The 22,737-nt window shown below is 72.9% G+C and carries 23 protein-coding genes; 10 read left to right on the forward strand and 13 right to left on the reverse strand.

Annotation, left to right across the window (positions count from 1 at the left end; genetic code table 11):
* Positions 1-79 precede the first annotated feature (79 nt).
* The 4 genes from K7B10_RS33330 to K7B10_RS33345 all read left to right on the forward strand — a co-directional run bounded on the left by K7B10_RS33330 (position 80) and on the right by K7B10_RS33345 (position 3,357).
* Entirely contained in the window at positions 80-1,222 is a 1,143-nt protein-coding gene (locus K7B10_RS33330) for a molybdopterin-dependent oxidoreductase (RefSeq protein WP_229342577.1), read from the forward strand.
* On the forward strand, positions 1,222-1,635 hold the full coding sequence (locus K7B10_RS33335; protein ID WP_229342578.1) for a hypothetical protein: 414 nt from the start codon (positions 1,222-1,224) through the stop codon (positions 1,633-1,635). The genes K7B10_RS33330 and K7B10_RS33335 overlap by 1 nt, the downstream gene beginning before the upstream one ends.
* Before the next feature lie 72 nt (positions 1,636-1,707).
* Positions 1,708-2,292 carry a TetR/AcrR family transcriptional regulator gene (locus K7B10_RS33340; RefSeq protein WP_229342579.1) on the forward strand — a complete coding sequence of 195 codons (585 nt, stop codon included), beginning with the start codon at positions 1,708-1,710 and terminating at the stop codon, positions 2,290-2,292.
* An 84-nt stretch (positions 2,293-2,376) separates the two neighbouring features.
* Positions 2,377-3,357: a zinc-binding dehydrogenase gene (locus tag K7B10_RS33345; protein WP_229342580.1), complete on the forward strand. Its 981-nt coding sequence runs from the start codon at positions 2,377-2,379 to the stop codon at positions 3,355-3,357.
* A 111-nt stretch (positions 3,358-3,468) separates the two neighbouring features.
* Here K7B10_RS33345 and K7B10_RS33350 read toward each other — a convergent pair whose 3' ends face one another.
* The 5 genes from K7B10_RS33350 to K7B10_RS33375 form a co-directional block, all read right to left on the reverse strand.
* On the reverse strand, positions 3,469-4,128 hold the full coding sequence (locus K7B10_RS33350) for a class I SAM-dependent methyltransferase (RefSeq protein WP_267501521.1): 660 nt from the start codon (positions 4,126-4,128) through the stop codon (positions 3,469-3,471).
* On the reverse strand, positions 4,125-4,745 hold the full coding sequence (locus tag K7B10_RS33355) for a TIGR04282 family arsenosugar biosynthesis glycosyltransferase (protein ID WP_229342582.1): 621 nt from the start codon (positions 4,743-4,745) through the stop codon (positions 4,125-4,127). Before K7B10_RS33355 ends, K7B10_RS33350 begins: the two co-directional genes overlap by 4 nt.
* Positions 4,742-5,458, reverse strand: coding sequence for a glycosyltransferase family 2 protein (locus K7B10_RS33360; protein ID WP_229342583.1), 717 nt, complete (start codon positions 5,456-5,458; stop codon positions 4,742-4,744). Before K7B10_RS33360 ends, K7B10_RS33355 begins: the two co-directional genes overlap by 4 nt.
* Before the next feature lie 500 nt (positions 5,459-5,958).
* Positions 5,959-7,023, reverse strand: coding sequence for an NAD-dependent epimerase/dehydratase family protein (locus K7B10_RS33370; protein WP_229342584.1), 1,065 nt, complete (start codon positions 7,021-7,023; stop codon positions 5,959-5,961).
* A gap of 323 nt (positions 7,024-7,346) precedes the next feature.
* Positions 7,347-8,288 carry a pyridoxamine 5'-phosphate oxidase family protein gene (locus tag K7B10_RS33375; protein ID WP_229342585.1) on the reverse strand — a complete coding sequence of 314 codons (942 nt, stop codon included), beginning with the start codon at positions 8,286-8,288 and terminating at the stop codon, positions 7,347-7,349.
* A 248-nt stretch (positions 8,289-8,536) separates the two neighbouring features.
* On the opposite strand from K7B10_RS33375, the gene K7B10_RS33380 reads away from it, so the two are divergent.
* The 3 genes from K7B10_RS33380 (at position 8,537) to K7B10_RS33390 (ending at position 12,175) form a co-directional block, all read left to right on the forward strand.
* Positions 8,537-9,193, forward strand: a complete 657-nt coding sequence (locus tag K7B10_RS33380) for a CGNR zinc finger domain-containing protein (protein WP_229342586.1) — start codon at positions 8,537-8,539, stop codon at positions 9,191-9,193.
* A gap of 86 nt (positions 9,194-9,279) precedes the next feature.
* The gene (locus tag K7B10_RS33385) at positions 9,280-10,392 is read left to right on the forward strand and encodes a sulfite oxidase (protein WP_229342587.1); all 1,113 of its coding nucleotides are present in this window, start codon (positions 9,280-9,282) and stop codon (positions 10,390-10,392) included.
* A gap of 295 nt (positions 10,393-10,687) precedes the next feature.
* The gene (locus K7B10_RS33390) at positions 10,688-12,175 is read left to right on the forward strand and encodes a SulP family inorganic anion transporter (RefSeq protein ID WP_229342588.1); all 1,488 of its coding nucleotides are present in this window, start codon (positions 10,688-10,690) and stop codon (positions 12,173-12,175) included.
* A gap of 268 nt (positions 12,176-12,443) precedes the next feature.
* Here the strand turns inward: K7B10_RS33390 and K7B10_RS33395 are convergent, their stop codons facing one another.
* From K7B10_RS33395 to K7B10_RS33415, 5 genes are all read right to left on the reverse strand, one after another.
* Complete coding sequence (locus K7B10_RS33395; RefSeq protein WP_229342589.1) at positions 12,444-12,740, reverse strand: hypothetical protein; 297 nt, start codon at positions 12,738-12,740, stop codon at positions 12,444-12,446.
* Between the two features lie 321 nt (positions 12,741-13,061).
* The gene (locus K7B10_RS33400) at positions 13,062-13,559 is read right to left on the reverse strand and encodes a hypothetical protein (protein ID WP_229342590.1); all 498 of its coding nucleotides are present in this window, start codon (positions 13,557-13,559) and stop codon (positions 13,062-13,064) included.
* Positions 13,556-15,001: a molybdopterin-dependent oxidoreductase gene (locus tag K7B10_RS33405; protein ID WP_229342591.1), complete on the reverse strand. Its 1,446-nt coding sequence runs from the start codon at positions 14,999-15,001 to the stop codon at positions 13,556-13,558. Before K7B10_RS33405 ends, K7B10_RS33400 begins: the two co-directional genes overlap by 4 nt.
* A gap of 169 nt (positions 15,002-15,170) precedes the next feature.
* Positions 15,171-16,694, reverse strand: coding sequence for an acetaldehyde dehydrogenase ExaC (exaC, locus tag K7B10_RS33410; RefSeq protein ID WP_229342592.1), 1,524 nt, complete (start codon positions 16,692-16,694; stop codon positions 15,171-15,173).
* Positions 16,695-16,749: 55 nt separating this feature from the next.
* Positions 16,750-18,123, reverse strand: coding sequence for a GAF domain-containing protein (locus tag K7B10_RS33415; protein WP_229342593.1), 1,374 nt, complete (start codon positions 18,121-18,123; stop codon positions 16,750-16,752).
* A 213-nt stretch (positions 18,124-18,336) separates the two neighbouring features.
* Between K7B10_RS33415 and K7B10_RS33420 the strand changes: the two genes are divergently transcribed.
* The gene (locus K7B10_RS33420; protein ID WP_030860521.1) at positions 18,337-18,519 is read left to right on the forward strand and encodes a tail-anchor membrane protein; all 183 of its coding nucleotides are present in this window, start codon (positions 18,337-18,339) and stop codon (positions 18,517-18,519) included.
* 31 nt (positions 18,520-18,550) lie between these two features.
* Here the strand turns inward: K7B10_RS33420 and K7B10_RS33425 are convergent, their stop codons facing one another.
* Both K7B10_RS33425 and K7B10_RS33430 read right to left on the reverse strand, forming a co-directional pair.
* A complete protein-coding gene (locus K7B10_RS33425) occupies positions 18,551-19,006 on the reverse strand; it encodes an SAM-dependent methyltransferase (RefSeq protein WP_229345606.1) in 456 nt (151 codons plus the stop codon).
* A gap of 43 nt (positions 19,007-19,049) precedes the next feature.
* Positions 19,050-19,844 (reverse strand): hypothetical protein, encoded by a 795-nt coding sequence (locus K7B10_RS33430; RefSeq protein WP_229342594.1) that lies wholly within the window; start codon positions 19,842-19,844, stop codon positions 19,050-19,052.
* Positions 19,845-19,979: 135 nt separating this feature from the next.
* Here K7B10_RS33430 and K7B10_RS33435 point away from each other — a divergent pair, with 135 nt between their 5' ends.
* Positions 19,980-20,894, forward strand: a complete 915-nt coding sequence (locus K7B10_RS33435; protein ID WP_229342595.1) for an oxygenase MpaB family protein — start codon at positions 19,980-19,982, stop codon at positions 20,892-20,894.
* Between the two features lie 90 nt (positions 20,895-20,984).
* Here the strand turns inward: K7B10_RS33435 and K7B10_RS33440 are convergent, their stop codons facing one another.
* The gene (locus K7B10_RS33440; RefSeq protein ID WP_229342596.1) at positions 20,985-21,584 is read right to left on the reverse strand and encodes a class I SAM-dependent methyltransferase; all 600 of its coding nucleotides are present in this window, start codon (positions 21,582-21,584) and stop codon (positions 20,985-20,987) included.
* A 158-nt stretch (positions 21,585-21,742) separates the two neighbouring features.
* On the opposite strand from K7B10_RS33440, the gene K7B10_RS33445 reads away from it, so the two are divergent.
* A complete protein-coding gene (locus K7B10_RS33445; protein WP_229342597.1) occupies positions 21,743-22,564 on the forward strand; it encodes an MHYT domain-containing protein in 822 nt (273 codons plus the stop codon).
* Positions 22,565-22,737 lie beyond the last annotated feature (173 nt).

Below are 22,737 nucleotides of genomic sequence, written 5' to 3' on the forward strand. Positions count from 1 at the left end.
GCCGTGCCACCTCGGACGTCCGTGTTTCGTAAGGTGTTCCGGCAGCCTGCTCGGGCCTCGTCGGGGGTGTGATGGGGGCATGCGCTTCACCCTGCCCTCCGGGCCGCCCGTCACCTTCAAGGCGCGCCTGCACGATGCCCGTACCGCGACCGCCATCGGCCGCTGGCTCGGCCTGGCCATGGCCGTCTGCTTCGCGACCGGTGTGCTGAGCCACTACCTCCAGCACCCGCCCGGATGGCTGGCCGATTCGCTGCCGAGCCGTCCCTCCTGGGGTTACCGGCTCACCCAGGGGCTGCACGTGGCCTCCGGGATCGCCGCGATCCCGTTGCTGCTGGGGAAGCTGTGGGCGGTCTACCCGCGGCTCTTCGCCTGGCCTCCGGTGCGATCGGTCCTCCACGCCCTGGAGCGGATCTCCGTGGCGGTCCTGGTCGCGGCCGGCCTGTTCGAGCTGTTCACGGGGCTGCTGAACACCTTCCAGTGGTACCCCTGGCCCTTCAGCTTCGTTCCCGTGCACTACGCGGTCGCCTGGCTCCTGCTGGGCTCGCTGCTCCTGCACGTCGCCGTGCAATGGCCGAAGATCCGCGACCACTTCACGCTGCGTTCCCCCGGAACCCTGGCGCTGCCCGAGGCCGACGGGCCGGACCGGCGCCAGCTCCTCCTCGGCGTCACGGCCGCGGTCGGAGCCGTCACGCTCACCACGGTCGGACAGTCCGTCACCGCCCTCGGCCCGCTGGAACTGTTCGGCCCGCGCAGCCCCGCCCACGGGGCCCAAGGGCTCCCCGTGAACCGGACGGCCGCCGCCGCGCGCGTCTCCGCGGCCTCCTTGGCCGACTGGCGTCTGACCGTGGCCGGGCCGCGCCCGTACACCCTCACGCTGGACGAGCTGCGCGCCATGCCGCAGTACGAGGTCACCCTGCCCATCGCCTGCGTGGAGGGCTGGAGCAAGTCCGCCCGCTGGACCGGGGTGCGGGTACGGGACCTCCTGGAGCGCGCGGGCGGCGGCTCGGGTGCGCGGGCCCGGGTGGTCTCCCTCGAAGCGGCGGGCGCCTACCGGGTGATGGAGATGGGACGCCTGTACGCGCAGGATCCGCTCACGCTGCTCGCGCTCCGGCTGAACGGCGAGGTGCTGTCCCTGGACCACGGCTACCCGGCGCGGATCATCGCCCCGAACCGGCCCGGCGTCCTGCAGACCAAGTGGGTCGGCCGACTGGAGGTGGCGTGATGGACTTCCGATACGTGCTGGGCGGATTCGGGCTGGTGTGCGCGGCCTGGGGCGGGTGGCTGCTCCTTCAGCAGCCCGAGCCGTGGCGGATCGCCGTCTGGCTCGGGGGAGCGGTCGTGGTGCACGACGGGTTCGTCGCGCCCCTCGTGGTGGCGATCGCCGCCCTCGTCGCGGTGGCGGGCCTGCGCCTGCGCGGGGTGATGCGCGGAGCCCTGATCGTCGCGGGCTCCCTGACCGCGATCGCCCTTCCTCCGCTGCTGCGTCCGGGGGGCGTGGCCAACCCCACCGTCCTGCCGCTCGACTACCTGCGCAACTGGCTGCTCGCCCTGGCCGCCGTCGCGCTGTTCACCCTCGCGTACGTCGGCGTGCGTGCCGTGGCGCGCCGGGTGGGCCGGGAGGGCCATCAGGCCTGATCGGAGCGGTGCCGCGGAAAGCCGCCGGGTTCGCGCATTGTTCTTGAATGGTCGTTCATGTATTTTCTTCTCATGCCCAGACCGCGAGAGTTCGAGCCCGACGCCGTCCTGAACGCGGCCATGCTGCGGTTCTGGGAACGCGGGTACCGGGCGGTGTCCGTCGAGGATCTGGTGAAGGCGACCGGAGTCAAGCCCGGCAGCCTCTACAGCGCCTTCCCCGGCGGCAAGCGTGCGCTGTTCCTGAAGTCGCTGGAGCGGTACTCGAAGCTGGTCGTCCCCCAGAAGCTGGGCGAGCTGGAGGCTCCGGGCGCCTCGGTGGACGAGATCCGCGGGTACTTCGACGGGCTGGTGCGCGATCTGCTCAGCCCCGAGGGCCGGCAGGGCTGCCTGCTCGTCAACACGGCGATCGAGAACGCCGCCGAGGACGACGAGGCGGCGGCCGTCGTCCGCGGACACCTGGCCCGGCTGGAGCGGTGCATGACCCACGCGCTGGAGAACGCGGCCCGCAGGGGGCGGGTGCGCGCCTCACTGGACTGTTCCGGGAGTGCGAAGCTGCTGGTCGCCACCTGTCAGGGGCTGATGGTCGTCGGGAAGGCGAACCCCGAAGAGGCGCTCCTGCGCGCGATCGTCGACAACGCCTTCGCCGCTCTCGCCTGACGGCGGGGCGTACGGGCCACCGTTCGCGGTGGCCCTTTTCTTCGCACCGATAGTTGAATGAGTGTTCAAGAATGGAGCTGGGACATGAAGGCCATAGTCATCTCCGCCCACGGCGGCCCCGAGGTCCTCACCCTCACCGAACTGCCCGATCCGGTGCCCGCCGACGGCGAAGTGCTGATCCGGGTCGTGGCGTTCGGCCTCAACCACGCGGAGGCCTACATGCGCAGCGGCGCCTGGGGGAAGGTCGCCGCCGTCCCCGGGATCGAGTGCGCCGGCGTGGTGGAGGACGACCCGTCCGGTGAACTCCCCATCGGGACACGGGTGGTGGCGATCCTCGGCGGCATGGGGCGGACCCGCAACGGCAGCTACGCGGAGCTGGTGACCGTACCGGCGACCAATGTGGTCGCCATCCGCTCGCGGCTGGACTGGGCCGATCTCGCGGCGGTTCCCGAGGTGTACGCGACCGCGTGGAGCGGCCTGTTCGGCAATCTGGACCTGCGGCCCGGCGAGACCGTCCTGGTGCGGGGAGCGACCTCCTCGCTCGGCCAGGCCGCGGTCAACCTGGCGGTCGACCACGGCACGACCGTCCTCGCCACGACCCGGGACCCGCTGCGGGCGCCCCTGCTGAAGGAGCTCGGGGCCGCCGACGTACTCATCGACGACGGCGCGCTCGCCACCCAGGTCGCGGAGCGGGAGATCGGCGTCGACGCGGTGTTCGACGTCGTCGGCAACAGCGTCCTGCGTGACTCGCTGGCCCTGGTCCGGCCGCGCGGCCGGGTCTGCCAGCTCGGCTTCCTGGGCGGATTCGAACCGGTGCGGGACTTCGACCCGATCGCAGACCTCCCCAGCGGAGTCCGGCTCAGCTTCTTCGGCAGCGCCTTCGTCCTGGGGACGCCCGAATTCCCTCTCGCCGACGTGCCGTTGGACGAGATGTGCGCCAAGGTCGAGGCCGGTGTCCTGCGGGCCCGTCCTACCCGGGTCTTCCGCTTCGACGAGATCGTCGAAGCCCATCGGGCCATGGAGGCCGGAGAAGCCCTCGGGAAGATGGTCGTCACCGTCGGCTGACCCCCCGGCCTTCCGCCAGCCCGCCGAGGGGCGCCTGGTCGGGGGTCCGGGACACCGGGTGGGGTCCGCACTGCTGCGGATCCCACCCGGCTCTTCGCCGCTCGGCAACCGTCAGCGCGTGAGGTGCACGAAGTGCCTGCCCGCCGCCTGCCAGGTGTCGTACGGGGTCCAGCCCGCGGACCTCGCCGCGGCGCACAAGGCGCGGGTGCCGAGCCGGGCCCACCAGAAGGAGGCCCCGCGGCCGCCGGCGCCGTCCTCGACGTAGACCTCGACGCGTTCGTCGACGTCGGCGGTGGCGACCTCGACCAGCAGGGAGCCGCCGGTGGCGGTCAGTTCGGCAGTCCGGCGCAGCAGGGCGGCGGGGTCCCCGCCGATGCCGATGTTGCCGTCGATGAGGAGGACGGTGCCCCAGCCGCCTTCGCGGGGAAGCGGGTCGAACACCGAGCGGCACAGTGCGCTGCCGCCCGCCCGCTCGGTACGGGCCACGGCCTCGGGGGTGACGTCGACACCGAGCGCCGTATGGCCGAGCCCGGCGAGGGCGGCGACCAGTCGGCCCGGTCCGCAGCCGATGTCGAGGACGGGCCCGGCACACCGGGTCAAGACGGTGCGGTCGGCCGCGTCGGGCTCGGCGCACCACCGCTCGACCTCCAGCGGCAGCAGCCAGCCGTCGCGTCGACGGAGGAACAGCGGCCCCTGCCCGGTGCGCAGGGCGACCGCGTACGGATCCGCCTGCCAGGTACGGGTGGCGGGCTCGGCGAGCTGGGCGGTCATCGGGTCACCGCGCACAGGCCGTGGTGCAGAGCGGCGAAGCGCGTCCGCGGGGCTGCGGCCGCGACCCGTTCCGCGTCGGCGGGGGTGTCCACGTCGCACAGCTCGGGCAGGTCCCGTACGGAAAGCCCCGCATCGGTCAGGCGCTGCCGCTGGACCTCGCCGGTGTGCGCCACGGACATGGGGACGCCGAGCAGCAGGGCCGGATCGGGGTCGGCCAGGCCGAGGGCCCAGAACCCGCCGTCGTCGGCGGGCCCGAACCGGGCGTCCGCCGTGGTGAAGTCCAGCCCGGGCGCCAGCAGTTCCGGGGTGACCTGCGGGGTGTCCATGCCGACCAGCAGGGCCGGCCCTTCGGCCAGGGCGAAGGCGGCGGCCAGGCGGACGTCCAGGCCGCCCGTGCACTGCGGGACGACCTCGATGCCGTCCGGGATCCAAGTGCCCGGCTGTCCGTCGAGGACCAGGACGCGGCGCCGGGCCGGCGTGCCAAGGACCGCGGCGAGGGTGTCCTGGAGTGCTGCGAGGGCCAGGTCGGCTGCCTGCTGCGGGGTGAACTGCGTGGTCAGGCGGGTCTTCACGCGCCCCGCGACGGGAGCTTTGGCGATGACGAGGAGGGTGCTCATGCGGAGATCCCCTCGGTCGGTGCGGTGCGGGCGCCCGGTGGCTCGGCCAGGACCCGGCGCATGTCCCGTACGGCGTGCCAGGTGCCCCGCCAGGTGCCGGTGACCTTGGACTTCCCGGATCGGGGGAGGTACGGGACGTCCGTCTCGGCCACCTTCCAGCCCGCGTCGGCGGCCCGTACGACCATCTGGAGCGGGTAGCCGCTGCGCCGGTCGTTCAGGTCCAGGCCGAGCAGTGCCTCGCGGCGGGCGACCCGCATCGGACCGAGGTCGTGGAGCCGCAGGCCGGTGCGGCGGCGCAGCATGCGGGCCAGGGCGATGTTTCCGGCACGCGCGTGCGCGGGCCAGGCGCCGCGGCCCTGCGGACGGCGCCGGCCGAGCAGGAGGTCCGCCTCGCCGGCCGCGACGCGCTCGGCCATGGGCGCGAGCAGCCCGGGGTCCATGGAGGCGTCGCAGTCGCAGAAGCAGACCAGCTCGGCGCGTGCGGCGAGCAGCCCGGCGTGGCAGGCGGCGCCGAAGCCGCGCCGGGTCTCGCGCACGACGGTGGCGCCGAGGGAGCGGGCGATGTCGGCCGAGCCGTCGGTGGAGCCGTTGTCGACGACGATGGCCCGCCACCCGGGCGGCACCCGCCCCAACACCCAGGGGAGGGCTTCCGCCTCGTCGAGGCACGGCAGTACGAGGTCCGCGAGAGGCGGACGACAAGCAGAAGGAGTCACCCTCCACACCGTAGGAACCGAAGGGCGAAGAAGGGCGTCCGAAGACCTTACGAAACGCGGACACCTCGTCGCGCGGAGGCAGGCCCAGGTCCGCGGCGCACCGCACGATGTCACTCTGGATGCATGGCGTCCGGCATCGAAACCGACCGTGGCCCGGCCTCCGGCGAGGCCGCGGGCCGCGTCCTGGTGGTGGACGGCGATCCGACCGTCTCGGAGGTCGTCGCCGGCTGTCCGGAGCGGTCCGGCTTCACCGTGGAGCGGGCTGCGGACGGCCCGGCCCGCGCCGGAGTCCGCCGCCCGCCACCGGCCCGACCTCGCCAGGCCCGTACCCCTCCCACGGGTGCGGGCCCGGGCCCGGCGATCGTCCGGGGCCTTGGCGAGGCCCACTCCGGGCGCGCGGACGTCCACGACGTGCCCGGCGGCTGCCGCCACGAACCGACCCTCCCCGCACCTGTGCAGGCCGTGCGGATCCGGCCGACGACATCGGCCGGATCCCGGGCTCAGCCGGTCACTCCGGCCGACTCGCGCTGGCCGGCCCGCGCGAACTCGGTCATGCCGTCGACGAAGCCGACCGTCGGACGCCAGCCCAGCTCCTTGCGCAGGCGGGCGGAGTCGGCGGTGATGTGCCGTACGTCGCCGAGGCGGAACTCGCCCGTCACCACCGGGGCGGGTCCGCCGTGCGCCGTGGCCAGCGCGGTGGCCATCTCGCCGACCGTGTGGGGCTCCCCGCTGCCGGTGTTGTACACGGCGAGTGCGCCCGCCTGCCGGGCACCGACCGCCTCGAGTGCCACCGCATTGGCCGCGGCCACGTCCGTGACGTGGACGAAGTCCCTTCGCTGCGCGCCGTCCTCGTAGACCCGGGGTGCCTCGCCCCGGGCGAGCGAGGAGCGGAAGAAGGAGGCCACCCCGGCGTACGGGGTGTCGCGCGGCATGCCCGGCCCGTACACGTTGTGGTAGCGCAGCGATACCGCCCGGCCCTCCACGCACCGGGCCCAGCTCGCCGCCAGGTGCTCCTGGGCCAGCTTCGTCGTCGCGTAGACGTTCCGCGGGTCCGTCGGGGCGTCCTCGCCGACCAGGCCCGGCGCGAGTTCGGCCCCGCAGTCAGGGCAACGGGGTTCGAACCGGCCGGCCGTCAGGTCCTCGGTCCGGCGCGGCCCGGGGCGTACCGTCCCGTGCCGTTCGCACGTGTACCGGCCCTCCCCGTAGACCACCATCGACCCGGCGAGCACGAGTTCCCGCACCCCGGCGGTCGCCATTTCCGCCAGCAGCACCGCCGTCCCGAGATCGTTGCAACCGACGTAGTCCGGGGCGTCCGCGAAGTCCTTGCCGAGGCCGACCATCGCCGCCTGGTGGCACACCGCGTCGATCCCGCGGAGCGCTGCCCGGACCGCGACGGCGTCCCGTACGTCGGCGCGAACGAACTCGGCGTCGGGCAGGGGCGGCGTGCCGGGGTGGGCGGCGGGCAGCAGGGCGTCGAGCACGACGGGGTCGTGCCCGCGGGCCGTGAGGGCGGTGACGATGTGGGAGCCGATGAATCCGGCCCCTCCGGTGACGAGTACGCGCATGATCCGGACGCTACGCAGTGCGCGGCCGCCGAGGGGGCTCCCACGCGCGCACGTAAGACTTCCGTCATAGGGGAGCGGCGTGAGCTGCGACGGGGGCGTGACGGCCGGGTGGCTTCGAGCCGGACGTCAGTGGTGGCTGAGGTGGTCGTGGTCCTTCCAGATGCCGCTGCGGCTCGGGGAAGTTCCCCTCGACCTCACCGATGAGCTCGCTGCCGCGGACGACCTCGCCCATCTGGGGCCGTTGCCGCTCGCCCTCCGGGGCGAGCGGCACCCCGAGGATGTGGGCGAGGCGCGTGTGGCCGTTCGATTCCGGTGTCGGCTCGTCATGGCCACAGGTCCTTCCTGTCCGGTGGGCGGCCGACCGGATCCGGCGCGTGTCGTGGTGCACCAGAGCCGTCGACCACGCTGCCGATGTGGAAGCGGACCCGGCGGCCGGTGCCGCCCTCATCGTTGTCGGAGCCACCAGGAGACCACTCCAGGACCGCGGTGCCGGACAGGTGCACGGTGTGCCCCGTGGCGAAATCGGCGAACAGCAGGGCCGCGGCGCTGTCGACGGCCAGATTGCCGAGGCTGTTGAACATGTTGTTGCCCGGATAGTCGGGCCACCAGAGGCTGTCGCCCTCGACGCGGACGAAACCGGGCGGCCCACCGCGGTGCGAGGCGTCCCTGCCGCGCTCCGGATGGGTGGTGCCCAGGAAGAAGGTGTCGGCCGCACGGACGAGGCGGGCCTGATCGGACGCCAAGGAGGTGGCGTACCGCACCGGGGAGCCGTCCGCGTCCTCGACGACGGCGGGCCCGGGTCGGACGTGACGCCGTTGGATGTACTGGGGACAGTTGCCGTACGCCTGATCGACGTGGAGCACGAGGCCGTCCTCGTCCGCGGTGGTGAGCGTCCCGTTGATCCGGAAGCGGCGGCGGGCGGCGAAGTCGATGGCCAGCAGGCCCACCGGTTGACCGGGCGGGAGCCCGTGGAGCGGGTCGGCGGCGGCGGGTGAGGTACGTACGCGCAGAGTGGATGCCGCAATGACGTCGAGGACGCCGGGCGGTCCGGTCAGCGGTGAGATCCACAGTCTGCCGGAGTCGTCGCGCGCAGCGATTGCGGCGAGTGTGCGTTCCGCGAGGAAGCCGGCCGCCCCGCCACGCAGGTCGGGCGGGCGGAGCATGCCGGAGAGCCGGGCGGCCTCTGCGCGCACGCCGGCCCGCCGCTGTACGGCGAGTTCGCCGGGGTGGAAGCCCACGGGAGGTGTTTCGTTCGATCTGTTCATGACCGTCTCCTGATCGTGGCGGTTCGTCAGCACGTTCAGTGCGATGTGGCCCACGACCTCACCCGCGGGATCGGTCGGGGTGAGCCTCGACACGTTCGTGGTCCTTCTGAGGGGAGACGGCGACACCGGCACCATGGTTCTAATGGTCGCCATGCACTCCTGCCGTTAGAACGATAAGGAGCTGTCGTCGGAGAAGTCAAATGGTGTGGAGCGCCTTCAACCATTAGGTGCCTGGTAGGGTGAGTCGCGTGGACAGCACAGACCCCGGTACGAGCGCACCGCTGCTCGGCGAACCGCTCCCGATCGAGCTGATGAACACGATCTGGGCCGATCGGGACGGCGTGCACGACGCGATCGCCGGCCCCGGCGAAGCCGTCGCATGGCTGCGGGCCGTCGGCCCCCGACTGACACCCTCCGCTCCCGCGGTCGGTGCCTGGCTCGACGCCGAACGGCCTGCCGGAGCGGAAGAGACCGCTGCCCGGCTGCGCGGCTTGAGGGACGCATTGCGCAGACTCGCCGCCGAGGCGACCGAGGACCCGAGGCCGGACGCGCGGTCGGCCATCGGCACCCGGGACGCCGCACTCGCGGCACTGAACGAGGCGTGCGGCGCGACGCCCGTGTGGGCGACCCTCCACTGGCCTTCCGGCGGGGACCCGACCCGCATCGTGCGCACCGGCGACCGCGCGGGGCAGGCGGTGGTCGCCATGCTGGCCGGACAAGCCGTCGACCTGTTCACCGGCGACATGCGGCCGCAGCTGCGTGGCTGCCTGGCGCCGGGCTGCGTGCTCTACTTCGTGAAGCAGCACCCCCGCCGCGGATGGTGCTCGGCCGGCTGCGGCAACCGTGCCCGCGTCGCCCGCCACTACCAGCGCCACCGGGTCACCAAGACCGACCCCGAGTCCTGAGCCCGTCCTGCGCGGTGCGGGTGCCCGCGCGCCGGGGCCACCGCACCCGATGTGCCGGTGCGGGCGGCGCACGCGACCATGGGGACATGGAACCGGCGTCACTGGGAGAGGTCAGCACCCCCGGACGGGTCGCATCCGCCGGAGAGGGCGTCGGCCTGGACGAGCTGGCCCTCGCGGCCCGCAACCACGGGCTGCCCCTGGAGGCCCTGCGCTACGAGGTCACCCCGGCCGGGCTGCACTACGTACTGGTCCACTACGACATCCCCGCCGCCGACGAGGCCACCTGGCAGCTCACCGTCCGCGGTCGGGTCCGCACGCCCCTGGTCTTGGACATGACCGCCCTGCGCGCGCTCCCCGCGGTGACGCACCGGGTCACCATGGAGTGCGCGGGCAACGGTCGGGCGCGGCTGTCCCCGCGGCCTGTGAGTCAGCCGTGGCTGGTGGAGGCCGTGGGTACCGCCGACTGGACGGGAGTGCCGCTCCGCGCAGTGCTCGCCGAGGCGGGAGCGGAGCCGGATGCCGTCGACGTCGTCTTCACGGGGGCGGACCACGGTGTGGAGCGCGGGGTCGAGCAGGACTACCAGCGCAGCCTTCCCCTGCCGCTCGCCAGGGGGGCGGACCCCGAGGTGCTGATCGCCTACGCGATGAACGGCCTCCCCCTGCCCCCGCAGCACGGCTACCCCCTGCGCCTCGTCGTGCCCGGCTGGTACGGCATGGCGCACGTGAAATGGCTCCGGGACATCACCCTGGCAGACGCCCCGTTCACCGGCTTCCAGCAGGTCGCGGCCTACCGCCTGCGGCAGACGCCCGACGAACCCGGAGAACCCGTCACCAGGATCGCGCCACGGGCCCTGATGGTCCCGCCCGGCTTCCCCGACTTCATGTCGCGCACCCGTGTGGTGCGCCCGGGACCAGTGTCACTGGAGGGGCGAGCCTGGTCGGGGTACGGGCGGGTCACGCGGGTCCAGGTCAGCGCCGATGGCGGCCGCACCTGGACGGAAGCCGAAGTGGCCCCGAGGGAGCGGCGGGCGTGGGCATGGCAGGCATGGCACTGCGACTGGACGGCCACCCCGGGGGCGCACACCCTCATCGCACGCGCCACGGATGCCGAAGGACACGCCCAGCCCCTCGAACAACCCTGGAACCGCGGTGGCTTCGCCAACAACCTCGTCCAGCAGGTTCCGGTCCTCTGCCGCTGATCAAGAGCGTTCCGCGTCCGGTGGACGGGTTGCCGTCCGAGGTGGCCCTCGACCGCCCCGGCCGCAGGCGCATCCGAGCTGGTCTCCTCGGGCCAGGATGATCCGCGGGGTAGAGTTTCCGGCGGCGGGGTGGTCATGGACCTCCCTGCCGTCGCGCGTCGCGGCCGCCGGTGATGCCGACCGCCCAGAGGCATCCGGAGGTGCCTCGGCGGCGCCTCCGCCTCCTTCCGCGCACCCCGTTCTGTCGACGGAGGTGCCCCAGCCCGACAGGCCCTGACCCTTGCTCCCTTCCCCGATGCCCTCTGCCGCGCGCGTACGCGCCCTGCGTCCCGACTGGCTGTCCGATGCCCGGGTGTGGCGTACGGAGGTGCTCGCCGGCCTCGTCGTCGGGCTGGCGCTGATTCCCGAGGCGATCTCGTTCTCGATCATCGCCGGTGTGGACCCGGCCGTCGGGCTCTTCGCCTCGTTCACGATGGCCGTGGTCATCTCCGTCGTGGGCGGCCGGCGCGCGATGATCTCCGCCGCCACGGGTGCCGTGGCGCTCGTGATCGCTCCGCTGAACAGGGAGCACGGCTTCGGCTACCTGGTCGCCGCGGTGATCCTGGCAGGCGTCTTCCAGATCGTGCTGGCGGTGCTCGGCGTGGCCAGGCTGATGCGGTTCGTCCCCCGCTCGGTCATGGTCGGCTTCGTCAACTCGCTCGCCATTTTGATCTTCATGGCGCAAGTGCCGGAGCTGAGGGACGTCCCGTGGCCGGTGTACCCGCTCGTCGGGGCCGGTCTCGCGCTCATGGTGTTCTTCCCGCGGCTGACCACTCTGGTTCCGGCACCCCTGGTCTCCATCGCCGTCCTCACGGTGATCACCGTGGCCGCCGGGATCGCGGTGCCCACCGTGGGCGACAAGGGCGCACTGCCGAGTTCCCTTCCCGTGCCGGGCCTGCCCGACGTCCCGTTCACCCTGGACACGCTGACGACCATCGCCCCTTATGCCTTCGCCATGGCGCTGGTCGGCCTCATGGAGTCGCTCATGACGGCACAGCTGGTCGATGAGATCACCGACAGCCGTTCCTCGAAGACCCGTGAGTCCGTCGGCCAGGGCGTGGCCAACATCGTCACCGGATTCTTCGGAGGCATGGGCGGTTGCGCGATGATCGGACAGACGATGATCAACGTGAAGGTGTCCGGGGCCCGCACCCGGCTCTCCACGTTCCTCGCGGGCGTGTTCCTGATGGTGCTGTGCGTCGTGTTCGGCCCGGTCGTCTCCCACATACCCATGGGCGCTCTGGTCGCCGTCATGGTGATGGTCTGTTTCGCCACCTTCGACTGGCATTCCGTCGCCCCCGCGACCCTCCGCCGGATGCCCGCCGGCGAGATCGTGGTCATGGTGCTCACCGTGGTCTGCGTCGTCGCGACCCACAATCTGGCCGTCGGGGTCGTCGTCGGCTCGGTCACGGCGATGGTCGTCTTCGCCCGGCGCGTCGCCCGCTTCGCCGACGTCACGTCCGTCACCGACCCCGACGGGACCACGGCCGTCTACGCCGTGACCGGAGAGCTCTTCTTCGCCTCCGCCAACGACCTCATCGGTCGGTTCGACTTCGCCGGGGACCCCGACAGGGTCGTCATCGACCTCTCGGACGCGCACGTCTGGGACGCGTCCTCCGTGGCGGTGCTCGATGCCGTGGAGACGAAGTACGCGGCGCGCGGCAAGACGGTCGAGATCACGGGTCTCAACCACGCCAGCGCCGACCTCCACGCCCGACTCACGGGCTCGGTCTCCGGCCACTGACCGACCGGACGGGGAAATCGGGGGCTCGTGCGGCTCAGCGCTGGAGCTCGCCGCGGGCCTGGACTTCGGGGTCGTCCCGCCACTCGCCGTGGCCGGGCCGGTACGCCTGCGCCTCCTCGATGCGGAACGGGCCTCGGTCCCGCCGCGTCGACGCGGCACGGCTGCCGGCGGAACAGGACCTGCCCGCCGTCCTGGTGCTCTACACCGACGGCATCCCGTACGCCGTCGTACCCGGTTCCCAGATGGGGCCGGACAGCTGGCGCCCGAATCAGGTGCCGGAGTTGTCGACGAATCCCACGATATCGAGGTATTCGATTTTGGGCGGGACGCCGTAAATACCCGTCACCTTGTCGACGATCTCCTCCGTGAAGAAGGCGCGGGCCTTCTCCTCGTCATCCCACACGTAGTAGTTCCTTGCCCGAACGCCGTCTTCGTCGAGCATGAAGCTCTTGAAGCGAAGGCCGGCCATGCCTTCGAACGGTCCTCGGAGTTCTCCGGCGATCTTTGCGAGAGTTGCACGATCGAACTTTTCGGTCTGCGTGAAAGTCACGAGCACGCCGATCATCGGGCCTCCTGTCGATCCAGTGATGCTAGCGGCGGATCCTATTACGCGCGGCCGAAAGTTCCGGTCGTTAGGCCGCGAGTGGGCGGTGCGGCCCGCGGCCTGTCCTATGGGCCAGGAGCGCGTCGAGCTTCGCGTACGTGAATGCCACTCGAAAGGGTGGGCGCTGTGGCGGTGCAAGAACACCTGTCGCCCCGCGAGCCCCGGCGGCCGCGTCGTGGCCCTCGTCTTCCCCCGGGCCGCGGCCGGGGCCACTGCCCTCCGCCGTCACGCCCTGCCGTCCGGGTGGACCGAGGCCGAAGGGTGGACCAGCGGGCGAGGACGTCACTTCGTCGCGCTGCGCGCCCGCCGCTGAGCCCGGCTCCAGCGCCGGGTCCGTACGACCAGGACCACGGCCGAGGCCGCGAACAGTGCCCCGGTGACGAGGAGCCAGCGGCCGAGGAACCCGTCCGCCGGAAGGGCGGTCGCGGCCGTGTAGTGCTCGACCCGGCGAAGGACCAGCGGCCACCAGACGAGCAGCAGAACACCGGAGACGAACGCGGGTACACGGACGTAGTTCACGCTCACCCGTGGCACGGGCGGAGTGGGGCCGGATCCCCGGGTGAACAGTGCTTGCGCCGCCCGGTCGGTCACCGAGTACAGGGGCAGCAGGACCAGGTCGTGGAGGAGGGCCGCTCCGACGAACCACACGGCCACTCCGAGCGCGTCCCCCTCGAACAGGCGCAGACCGGCGTAGGCGGCGAGGGCGAAGGAGACCAGTACGAGGAGCAGGTGCAGGGGGGAGGCGCCGTAACGACGACGGAAACCGGCCGGGGCGCTCATCCGGTCCCTCCGAAGGTCAGGCGGGTGACCCACTTCGTGTTGTGGACCCCCGGAGCTCCCGCGACGATGACCCGCGCCGGGTAGCCGTGGTCGGCGGAGAGGATGGCCCCGTTGACGCGGACGGCCAGGAGGGATCGGCTGTCGCGGACCTGGCTGTCGCTCAGCACGGCCGACCTGAACGAGCCGCCACGCTGCACCGATTCGACGAGGGCCGCGGGCGTGTTCGCGCCGAGCCCGACGAGGGCGGCCAGATCGGTGAGCCGGACTCCGCCCCACCGCTGGTCGGTGGTGGACCAGCCTTCCACGCAGGCGATGGGCAGGGCCGACTCGTGCTGGGGCATGGCCAGGAGCTGCCCGTACGTCAGGTCGACCTGGCGCCCCGGGCCGCGTACGGTCAGCCGCCAGGCCGGCCCGACGTCGCTGGGCCGGATGCCGACGGAGGCGGCGGTCTTGTTGATCTGGAACCCGTTCGGGCCCGAGCCCGGGTCCTGGCCGTGCGGGGCCAGCAGGGCGGTCCGCCGCCACCATCCGCCGATGCTCTGCCCCGCCGTGACCACCAGCAGCGAGACCGACCCGAGCCCCACCATGGCCAGGGCGCCCCGGCGGGAGATGGTCGGCGCCGCGGGGTGGGGCGAGAGCAGGCCGACGGCTTCCTCGCTGCCCGCCGCGGGATCCCCGAGCCGTGGCCGTACGGCCCGCAGGGCCCTGGGCAGCCGGAAGGCCACGTGGACGACGAACGCGCCGATGAACACCCAGGCACCGTAGAAGTGCAGGGTGTAGAAGGAGCCGGGGAAGATGTAGTGGAGCTGGACGTTGAGGATGCCGGTGACGAACTCGAAGCCGGCGCCGCCGACCAGCAGGAGCAGGGACAGCCGCTCCAGAGCGTGGCTGATCGAACGGATCGGCGGCCACTCGAACAGCTTGGGAATGACCGACCACAGCTTCGCCAGCAGGACGGGCACGAGGACGATGCCCAGCGTCACGTGGACGCCCTGGGTGAGGCGGTAGAGCCAGTACGGGGAAGTCGGCCACGAGAACAGGTAGAAGCCGAGCCATCCCTTGTTCGGCGTCTGGTCGTTGACCGCCGCGAGGTCGGGGTTGTACGCCGCGTACGACAGCAGCCCCGTCACGAAGAGCACCGTGATCCCGAACAGCAGGACCAGCCCGAACACCGCGGTCAGCCACGGACCGCGCAGCGGGCTCCGCCAGAACTCGGGACGGGCCGGCCCCGGGGGCGGGCCCGCTCCCAGAGCCGTGCTCCCGGCCTCACGCAGCCGCGTCAGCGGACCGGACTTGACCTTCGGCGGGGCCGGCTTCCGGGCGCCGGGAGCCCGACCGGGCGGAGGTCCGGCCACGGGCGGGGCGTCAGGCTTCCCCGGCTCCTTGCCCGTGGGCGGTGGCACGCCGTCCGGCTGGCCCTCCCCGATGCCACTCGCGCCCATCGGGCACCTCCATCGACCACCGATTTCTGCAGGTTCTCCCTGTTTCGCCAGCTAGAAGAACATGCCGCACCGACGCCGCACCTGCTCCGGCGACACGCCAGGCGGCGCCCGGGGGATACGGAGAGGCTCCCGGAGGGCAACCAATTCTCCAGGAGCCCGACTTCACGCTCTAGAAGAACCCGAGCTTCTTGGGGGAGTAGCTGACCAGGAGGTTCTTCGTCTGCTGGTAGTGCTCCAGCATCATCTTGTGGGTCTCGCGGCCGATGCCCGACTGCTTGTAGCCGCCGAAGGCCGCGTGGGCCGGGTAGGCGTGGTAGCAGTTCGTCCAGACGCGGCCCGCCTGGATGGCGCGGCCCGCGCGGTACGCGGTGTTGATGTCGCGGGTCCAGACGCCCGCGCCCAGCCCGTACGCCGTGTCGTTGGCGATGCGGACGGCGTCGTCGAAGTCCTGGAACGAGGTCACGGACACCACCGGGCCGAAGATCTCCTCCTGGAAGATCCGCATCCGGTTGTCCCCCTCGAAGATGGTCGGCTGGACGTAGAATCCGCCCGCCAGCTCGCCGCCCAAGTCCTGCCTCCCGCCGCCCGTCAGGACCTTCGCGCCCTCCTTCTGGCCGATCTCCACGTACGACAGGACCTTCCGCAGCTGCTCCTCGGAGGCCTGCGCGCCGATCATCGTGTCCGTGTCCAGCGGGTGTCCCGGCACGATCAGTTCGGTACGGGCCACCGCCGCGTCGAGGAAGTCCCCGTACCGGCCCCGCTCGATCAGCGCGCGTGAGGGGCTCGTGCACACCTCGCCCTGGTTCAGGGCGAACATGGTGAAGCCCTCCAGCGCCTTGTCGCGCAGGTCGTCGTCGGTGGTCCAGATGTCGTCGAAGAAGAGGTTGGGGCTCTTGCCGCCGAGTTCGAGGGTGACCGGCTTCAGGTGCTCGGCGGCGTACTGCATGATCAGCCGCCCGGTGGAGGTCTCCCCGGTGAAGGCGATCTTCGCCACGCGCGGGCTGGACGCCAGCGGCTTGCCCGCCTCCTCGCCGAATCCGTTGACGATGTTCACCACGCCCGGCGGCAGCAGGTCCGCCACCAGGCCCAGCCAGTAGTGCACCGAGGCCGGGGTCTGCTCGGCCGGCTTCAGCACCACGGTGTTCCCCGCGGCCAGTGCCGGGGCCAGCTTCCACACCGCCATCAGGATCGGGAAGTTCCACGGGATGATCTGCCCGACCACGCCCAGCGGCTCGTGGAAGTGGTAGGCGACGGTGTCGTCGTCGAGCTGGCTCAGCGCCCCCTCCTGGGCGCGCAGCGCACCCGCGAAGTAGCGGAACTGGTCGATGGCCAGCGGAATGTCGGCGGCGAGGGTCTCGCGGACCGGCTTGCCGTTCTCCCAGGTCTCCGCGACCGCCAGGGCCTCCAGGCTCTGTTCCATCCGGTCCGCGATGCGCAGCAGGATCGTGGACCGCTCGGCGACCGGGGTACGGCCCCAGGCGGGCGCCGCCGCGTGCGCCGCGTCGAGTGCCCGCTCCACGTCCTCCGCCGTGCCGCGCGCGACCTCGGTGAAGGTCTGGCCGTTGACGGGGGAGGGGTTGGCGAAGTAGGCGCCGAGGGCGGGCTCGACGTACTCGCCGCCGATGAAGTGGCCGTAGCGGGACGCGTACGACATGAGCGCGCCTTCGGTACCGGGCGCAGCGTAACGGGCCATGGTGTCCTCCCCTTGCCGGGCGCCGGCCGCCGTCGGACAGCGCTCGGGGAGGAGGCTAGGAGCGGGCAGGTTGCGGATACGTTGCACGGCGCGGCGGCGCGGTCGGCCCCGCAGTCGCCCCCGCATGTGACGGCGCGGTCGACCGCGCCGTCGACCGCGCGCGTGCGAGGGCGGATCCGGCGCCGAGTTCCCCGTCGAGGTCCCGTACGCGGGCCAGCGCGGCCGGGCGTCCCTCCGGCGGCAGCGCTTCGGCCAGCGCCCGCCACGCCTCCGCGTCGTCGGCGCCCCATGGAGCGCACACCCAGTCGGTCAGCAGTCCCGCGTCCGCCCGGGAGATCACCGCGGCCCGAGCCTGGTCCTCGATCCGGCGCCGCAGCCGGACGATGCCCGGCGCGGTCGAGCCGGGGAGCAGTGGGCCCGCGTAGTGGTGGAGGGCCGCCGAGACGGCGCCGGCCGCCAGGTGGCGGGTCACGACCGTGAAGTCCGCCTCCAGCGGCGCCGCCGTCCGGTACGGGCGCGACAGGGGAGCGCGGTCCCCCGACAGCCCGCGCAGGCGTGACATCTCGGCGCGCAGGGTCACCGGTGACACCGACTCGTCCTCGTAGAGCGCGATCGCCAGCTCCTCGCCCGACAGTCCGGCCGGGTGGTGCGCGAGGAGCGCCATGATCTCGCTGTGCCGTCTGCCCAGGCGGAGCCGGGCACCTCCGCCGACCAGCAGGGCCTCGTCCCGGCCGAGGGCGGCCAGGGTGTCCCCGGCGGCCGGCGGGACCGGGTCGAGCAGTGCCAGCTGTGCCTCCGCGGCGCGGGCCACGGCCTGCACGAAGGCGAGGGAGTGCGGATGGGCCAGCCCGTCCCCGCCGGTGATGTCGACCGCGCCGAGCAGCCGGCCGGTCCGGGGATCGCGCACCGGGGCCGCCGCGCAGGTCCAGGGGTGTACCCGCCGGCTGAAGTGCTCGGCGCCGAAGACCTGGACGGGTTCGCCGACGGCGACCGCCGTGCCGGGTGCGTTCGTGCCCATCGCCGTCTCCGCCCAGCGCGCCCCCGGCACGAAGCCGAGCCCCTCCGCCCGCCGCAGCGTCGCCGACTCGCCCTCCACCCAGAGCAGGCTGCCCCGCGCGTCGCACACCGCCAGCAGATGGGACCCGTGCGCCGCGAACGCCCCGACGAGCTCCCGGAACACCGGCATCACCCGGGCCAGCGGGTGCTGCGCCCGGTACGACCGCAGATCCGCCTCCGCCAGCTCCACCCGGGGCGTGCACTCCGGGCTGACCCGGGCCCGGGCGCACCGCCGCCAGGACTTCGCGATCACCGCCCGGACCGGGTCCTCGACCCGCCCGTCCCGGGTGAACGCGGTGTGCGCCCGGCGCAGTGCGCGCGTGCGCTCGGCGGGATCGGCCCCGCCCGGCAATGCGACCGACGGATCGTCCATTCACCCTCCCGTGGTGCCGCGGTACCCGGAGCGCCCCCATCGTCGTGCCGGTGGCGGGCGCCGACAAGCGCTGCGTCGGCCACGGCCCAGCCGAATCGGCGCCAACGGGTGTCCGCCCGGTCGCGTTCCGTATCCGCCCGCGGGGCCGGGAACGGGTGGTCGCGGCGGCGCGTTGTGGGGGTAGTGGACGACGACAGGTGGAGGTGTCCGCAGATGTCCAAGCGCGGCAAGGTCGCGGTTGCCGGAGTCGCGGCAGCCATCGTGTTGTTCTGGACGGTCGGGTTCTGGGCGGGACTGCTGGTCCTGATCGGTGTGCCGGCGGCCGCCTACCTGCTGCTGGACCCCTCCCAGAGGCGTCGCCTGCGGGGTGTGTCCAGGAAGCAGCTGGGTCGCTGAGCGGGCGGCGCGGGCCGGCGGGCGGCGCGGCTCAGTAGTAGTCGCGCATCAGCGTCGTGGCCCAGGAGGGCTGGCGCAGTTCGCCGCGCGGGCCGAACTCGGCCATGTACGGCTTCAGGTCCAGGACCGGGGTGCCGTGGACCGCGTCCAGGCCCTCCACGTGCACGTCCAGGCCGTCCACCTTCAGAATCCGGCAGCGCGAGACCCCCAGCCGGTTGGGCCGGTTCTTGCCGCGCTGGGCGAAGATGCCGACCAGCGGCCAGTCCGTGTTGCCCCGGGGATGCCGCGCGCCCGTCTCGATCTTCTCCACCGGGACCCGGTCGAAGTGGTAGACGACCTCCAGGTGCGAGAACTCCGCCAGCCCGTAGAGGGCCTCCGGACCGAACCGCCCGGCGTCCAGGCGGATCACCGCCGTCTCCCGCCCCCAGTCGTCGTCGACCGCCTCCGCCCGGCCGCCCACCACCACGGCCACCGGCTCCGATTCCACCAGCACGGCGTCTCCTTCGGTTCGGGCCCGGTCCGGGCCCGGTTCAGGCCGGGCGTACGGCGACGCGGTCCAGCGCCGCGAGCAGCTCCGGCAGTTTCGGCAGGCCGAGATCGGGATCCCCGTCGCGGGGGACCGCGAGGACCTCGCTCGGCTCCTCGTCCAGCAGTACGAAGGCCGCGTCGCCGGTCCGCGCCACCAGCGACCACCCGGGGCCGTCCACCCGAAGCGTCCGCACGTCCTCGCCCGCGAACGAGGAGCGGACCCGGCCGGGCGGCGGGGGGCTCTGCGTGTACTCCAGGGCCTCGCGGAGCGCCCGCGCGAGCCCGGGGTGCGCGGCGGCGGCCGCGCCGCCGTCCGTCGCGACCCGCTCGCGCCACCCGGTCCACTCCCGGGCGATCTGGTCCGCGCCCATCCGCCGCTGCACCGGCCCCCACACCTCGGCGGACGGCGGCGCCAGCGGCACCCGCCCCGTGCCGTCGGCGCCCTGCTCCGGGTCGTGCGGATCCGGGATGCCCGGCGCCGCCACCGACAGGGCCAGCGGCCAGCCCGCCAGCGAGACGACGATCGACCGCTCGTCGGGTGACAGGTCGTACTCCATGCCGCAGTCCCAGGAGGCGATCGCCATGGCCACGAGCGAGACGTCGTCCACGACGACGGTCCAGCGCGCGCCCTCCTCGTCCTGGCCGAGCACCAGCCCGTATCCCCGCGCGGCCGGCTTCACCCCCAGCAGCGAGCAGGCCTCCGGGAAATCGTCGCCCAGGATGCTCGGAAACTGCGCGGGGGTCAGCAGCACGGCGGTCAGCACGTAGAGCGCACCGCCCCCCTCCTCGTCCGTCACGTGGCCTCCCGGTCGCTCTCTCGTCGGCGCACCCTAACCAGCGGGTAACCCCCGCGTCGAGAGCCTGCGGCCGGCGATTTCCAAGCCCGCCACCTGCACGTAGAGTTGACCCCCCGCCACAGAAAGGGACACCCGGTGCAGCGTTACGACCGGCTGAGGGAGATCCTCCGTCTCGACCCCGACAAGGACTTCCTCGCCATCTACCGGCTCACCGCCACCTACGAGTTCCCATGGGACTTCACCCGCGCCCTGGAGCTCGCCCTCTTCCGCACGTACGCCGTCCCCAGCATCGGGGGCCTGCTCGCCGAGACCGGCGAGTTCACCGAGCGCCCGCAGAAGCGCTACGACGACACCTCGCTGCTCCTCGACGCGGTCGTGGAGCACGGGTTCGAGAGCGAGACCGCGCGCACCGCGATCCGCCGCGTCAACCAGATGCACCGCGCCTACGACATCACCAACGAGGACATGCGCTACGTCCTGTGCACGTTCGTGGTGATTCCGGCGCGCTGGCTGGACGCCTACGGCTGGCGGCCGCTGACCCACCACGAGCGCCGGGCCAGTGCGAACTACTACGCCGAGCTCGGCCGGCACATGGGCATCACGGACATCCCGGGCTCCTTCGAGGAGTTCGAGGAGACCCTGAACTCCTACGAGGAGGCCCACTTCGGCTGGGACGAGGGCGGCCGCAAGGTCGCCGACTCCACCATCGCCCTGATGGCCTCCTGGTACCCGGCGGCGCTCACCCCCGCCGTGCGCGCGCTCAGCCTCTCCCTCCTCGACGAGCCGCTGCTGTCCGCCTTCCGGTACGAGAGCCCCCGCCCGCAGGTCAAGCGGCTGTTCCAAGGCGCCCTCAAGCTGCGCGGGCGCGCGATCCGACTGCTGCCGCCGCGCAAGACGCCCCACTACGCCCGGCAGAACCCGGAGATCAAGGGCTACCCCCACGGCTACGACGTGGGCGAGCTCGGCACGTTCCCGGTGCCCGGCTCGGGGGGATGCCCCGTGCCGCATCCGCGCCGGCCGGCCGGGGCCGAGGCTCAGCCTCCGGCGTGATCCGGGGCACCTCCGCGGGCCCCGGGCCAGGTGCCGACGTACGAAGTGTCTGCCCTGGGGGTCTGATCCGGGGGCTGTGGGGAGGGGCGGTCAGGGGCGGCGCAGCGCGAGCGCCAGGAAGCGGGCGTCCTCGTCGGCGTACGAGGTCATGTCCCAGCCCGAACCTGCCAGCAGCGGGCCGAGGTTGGGCTCGGCCCGCATGTCGTCCGGCGTCAGCCCGCGGCCCTGCCGCGCCGCCAGGGCCGCCCGCCCGATCGGGTGGAACAGGGCGAGCCGGCCGCCGGGGCGCACGACGCGGGCGAGCTCGCGCAGGTTCGCCTCCGGGTCGGGCAGGTGCGCGACGAGTCCGGCGGCGAACACGGCGTCGAGCACCCCGTCGCGCAGCGGCAGCCGGGCCACGTCCGCCAGCAGCAGCGCGCCCTGGCCGTCCCGCCCGGCGCGCCGTGCGGCGGCCAGCATCTGCGGGGTGAGGTCCGCTCCGAGCACCGTGCCGGCCGGGCCGACGGCGGCACGCAGCGCCGGCAGCGCCCGCCCGGTCCCGCAGCCCGCGTCGAGGACGCGGTCCCCGGGGCGCAGGCCGAATTCGGCCACGGCCGCCTCGAACGCGGGGCCGTCCGAGGGGAATTTCCGGTCCCAGTCGGCGGCGCGCGTCCCGAAGAACTCCTGCACGTGCGTGTGGTCTTCGCTCATGTGGACATGATCCCCCATGAGGGTCCGCGCCGTGCGTGTGCAAGGTGGTACGTGGCGTGATCGAAGGCGAACGTAGCTCTGTCATATTTCAGCAGTTCCAGCTGCTTTCGAAATGCGCCCCTTGTTCGCGCCCTCACCCGCACTAGCGTCCCGGGGCCATGGGACACCTCGACCACGCGGCCTATGGCTGGCTGACACCCGTACTGTCATACGTGATGGCATCCATCGGCGCGGCCCTCGGGCTGCGCTGCACCGTCCGCGCGCTCGCCGCGACGACCGGCTCCTCCCGCCGCAACTGGCTCCTCACCGCGGCCTCCGCCATCGGCACCGGGATCTGGACGATGCACTTCGTCGCGATGCTCGGCTTCAACGTCACGGGCACCGAGATCCACTACGACGTGCCGCTGACCATCCTCAGCCTCCTCGTCGCCGTGCTCGTCGTCGGCGCCGGGGTGTTCGCCGTCGGCTACGGCCGGGCCCGCGGCCGCGCCCTCGTCCTCGGGGGCCTCACCACCGGTCTCGGCGTCGCCAGCATGCACTACCTCGGCATGGCCGCCCTGCGCCTGCACGGCAGCGTCTCGTACGACCCGATCGTGGTCGCTCTCTCGGTCGCGATCGCCGTCGTCGCGGCAACCGCCGCGCTGTGGGCCGCCCTCAACATCAAGGCACCGGTCGCCGTGGCCGTCGCCTCGCTCGTCATGGGCGCCGCCGTCAGCAGCATGCACTACACCGGGATGCTGGCGGTCGCCGTCCGCGTCGTTCCCTCGGACCAGGCCCTGCCCGGCGCCACCGCGATGCAGTTCATCTTCCCGCTCGCCGTCGGGCTCGGCTCGTACCTGTTCATCACCTCCGCGTTCGTCGCGCTCTCCCCGACCGCCGACGAGCGCGCCGCCTCGGCATCGGCCGCCCGTCACCTGGGCGGGCAGGGACCCGCATCGGCGCGGGCGGCCTCCGCGGTGCCGCCCGCGCCGGCCCGCTGAGCTCCCGAGCCGCCCCGGACCGCCCCGAGCCGACCCGAACCGCCCCGCTGGACCGCCCCCGGAACGAGGAGCCCATGCGCACACCCCGCAGACGACCGGAAGCAGCTGCGCCGCAGCTGCCCGCGCCCCCGGCGCGCGGCCGCCGGGCCCATGCCGGACCGCCCGCCGAGGAA

The sequence above is a fragment of the Streptomyces flavotricini genome, assembly GCF_020639365.1.
GTDB lineage: Bacteria > Actinomycetota > Actinomycetes > Streptomycetales > Streptomycetaceae > Streptomyces > Streptomyces flavotricini.

Coding starts and splice junctions, on each gene's coding strand:
- K7B10_RS33370 (WP_229342584.1), bottom strand. CDS start 7,023: ATGCGCGTACTCGTCACCGGAGGGGCCGGATTCATCGGCTCCCACATC.
- K7B10_RS33375 (WP_229342585.1), bottom strand. CDS start 8,288: ATGAACAGATCGAACGAAACACCTCCCGTGGGCTTCCACCCCGGCGAA.
- K7B10_RS33445 (WP_229342597.1), top strand. CDS start 21,743: ATGGGACACCTCGACCACGCGGCCTATGGCTGGCTGACACCCGTACTG.
- K7B10_RS33340 (WP_229342579.1), top strand. CDS start 1,708: ATGCCCAGACCGCGAGAGTTCGAGCCCGACGCCGTCCTGAACGCGGCC.
- K7B10_RS33420 (WP_030860521.1), top strand. CDS start 18,337: ATGTCCAAGCGCGGCAAGGTCGCGGTTGCCGGAGTCGCGGCAGCCATC.
- K7B10_RS33345 (WP_229342580.1), top strand. CDS start 2,377: ATGAAGGCCATAGTCATCTCCGCCCACGGCGGCCCCGAGGTCCTCACC.
- K7B10_RS33350 (WP_267501521.1), bottom strand. CDS start 4,128: ATGACCGCCCAGCTCGCCGAGCCCGCCACCCGTACCTGGCAGGCGGAT.
- K7B10_RS33440 (WP_229342596.1), bottom strand. CDS start 21,584: ATGAGCGAAGACCACACGCACGTGCAGGAGTTCTTCGGGACGCGCGCC.
- K7B10_RS33390 (WP_229342588.1), top strand. CDS start 10,688: ATGCCCTCTGCCGCGCGCGTACGCGCCCTGCGTCCCGACTGGCTGTCC.
- K7B10_RS33405 (WP_229342591.1), bottom strand. CDS start 15,001: ATGGGCGCGAGTGGCATCGGGGAGGGCCAGCCGGACGGCGTGCCACCG.
- K7B10_RS33335 (WP_229342578.1), top strand. CDS start 1,222: ATGGACTTCCGATACGTGCTGGGCGGATTCGGGCTGGTGTGCGCGGCC.
- K7B10_RS33395 (WP_229342589.1), bottom strand. CDS start 12,740: ATGATCGGCGTGCTCGTGACTTTCACGCAGACCGAAAAGTTCGATCGT.
- K7B10_RS33385 (WP_229342587.1), top strand. CDS start 9,280: ATGGAACCGGCGTCACTGGGAGAGGTCAGCACCCCCGGACGGGTCGCA.
- K7B10_RS33415 (WP_229342593.1), bottom strand. CDS start 18,123: ATGGACGATCCGTCGGTCGCATTGCCGGGCGGGGCCGATCCCGCCGAG.
- K7B10_RS33400 (WP_229342590.1), bottom strand. CDS start 13,559: ATGAGCGCCCCGGCCGGTTTCCGTCGTCGTTACGGCGCCTCCCCCCTG.
- K7B10_RS33330 (WP_229342577.1), top strand. CDS start 80: ATGCGCTTCACCCTGCCCTCCGGGCCGCCCGTCACCTTCAAGGCGCGC.
- exaC (WP_229342592.1), bottom strand. CDS start 16,694: ATGGCCCGTTACGCTGCGCCCGGTACCGAAGGCGCGCTCATGTCGTAC.
- K7B10_RS33355 (WP_229342582.1), bottom strand. CDS start 4,745: ATGAGCACCCTCCTCGTCATCGCCAAAGCTCCCGTCGCGGGGCGCGTG.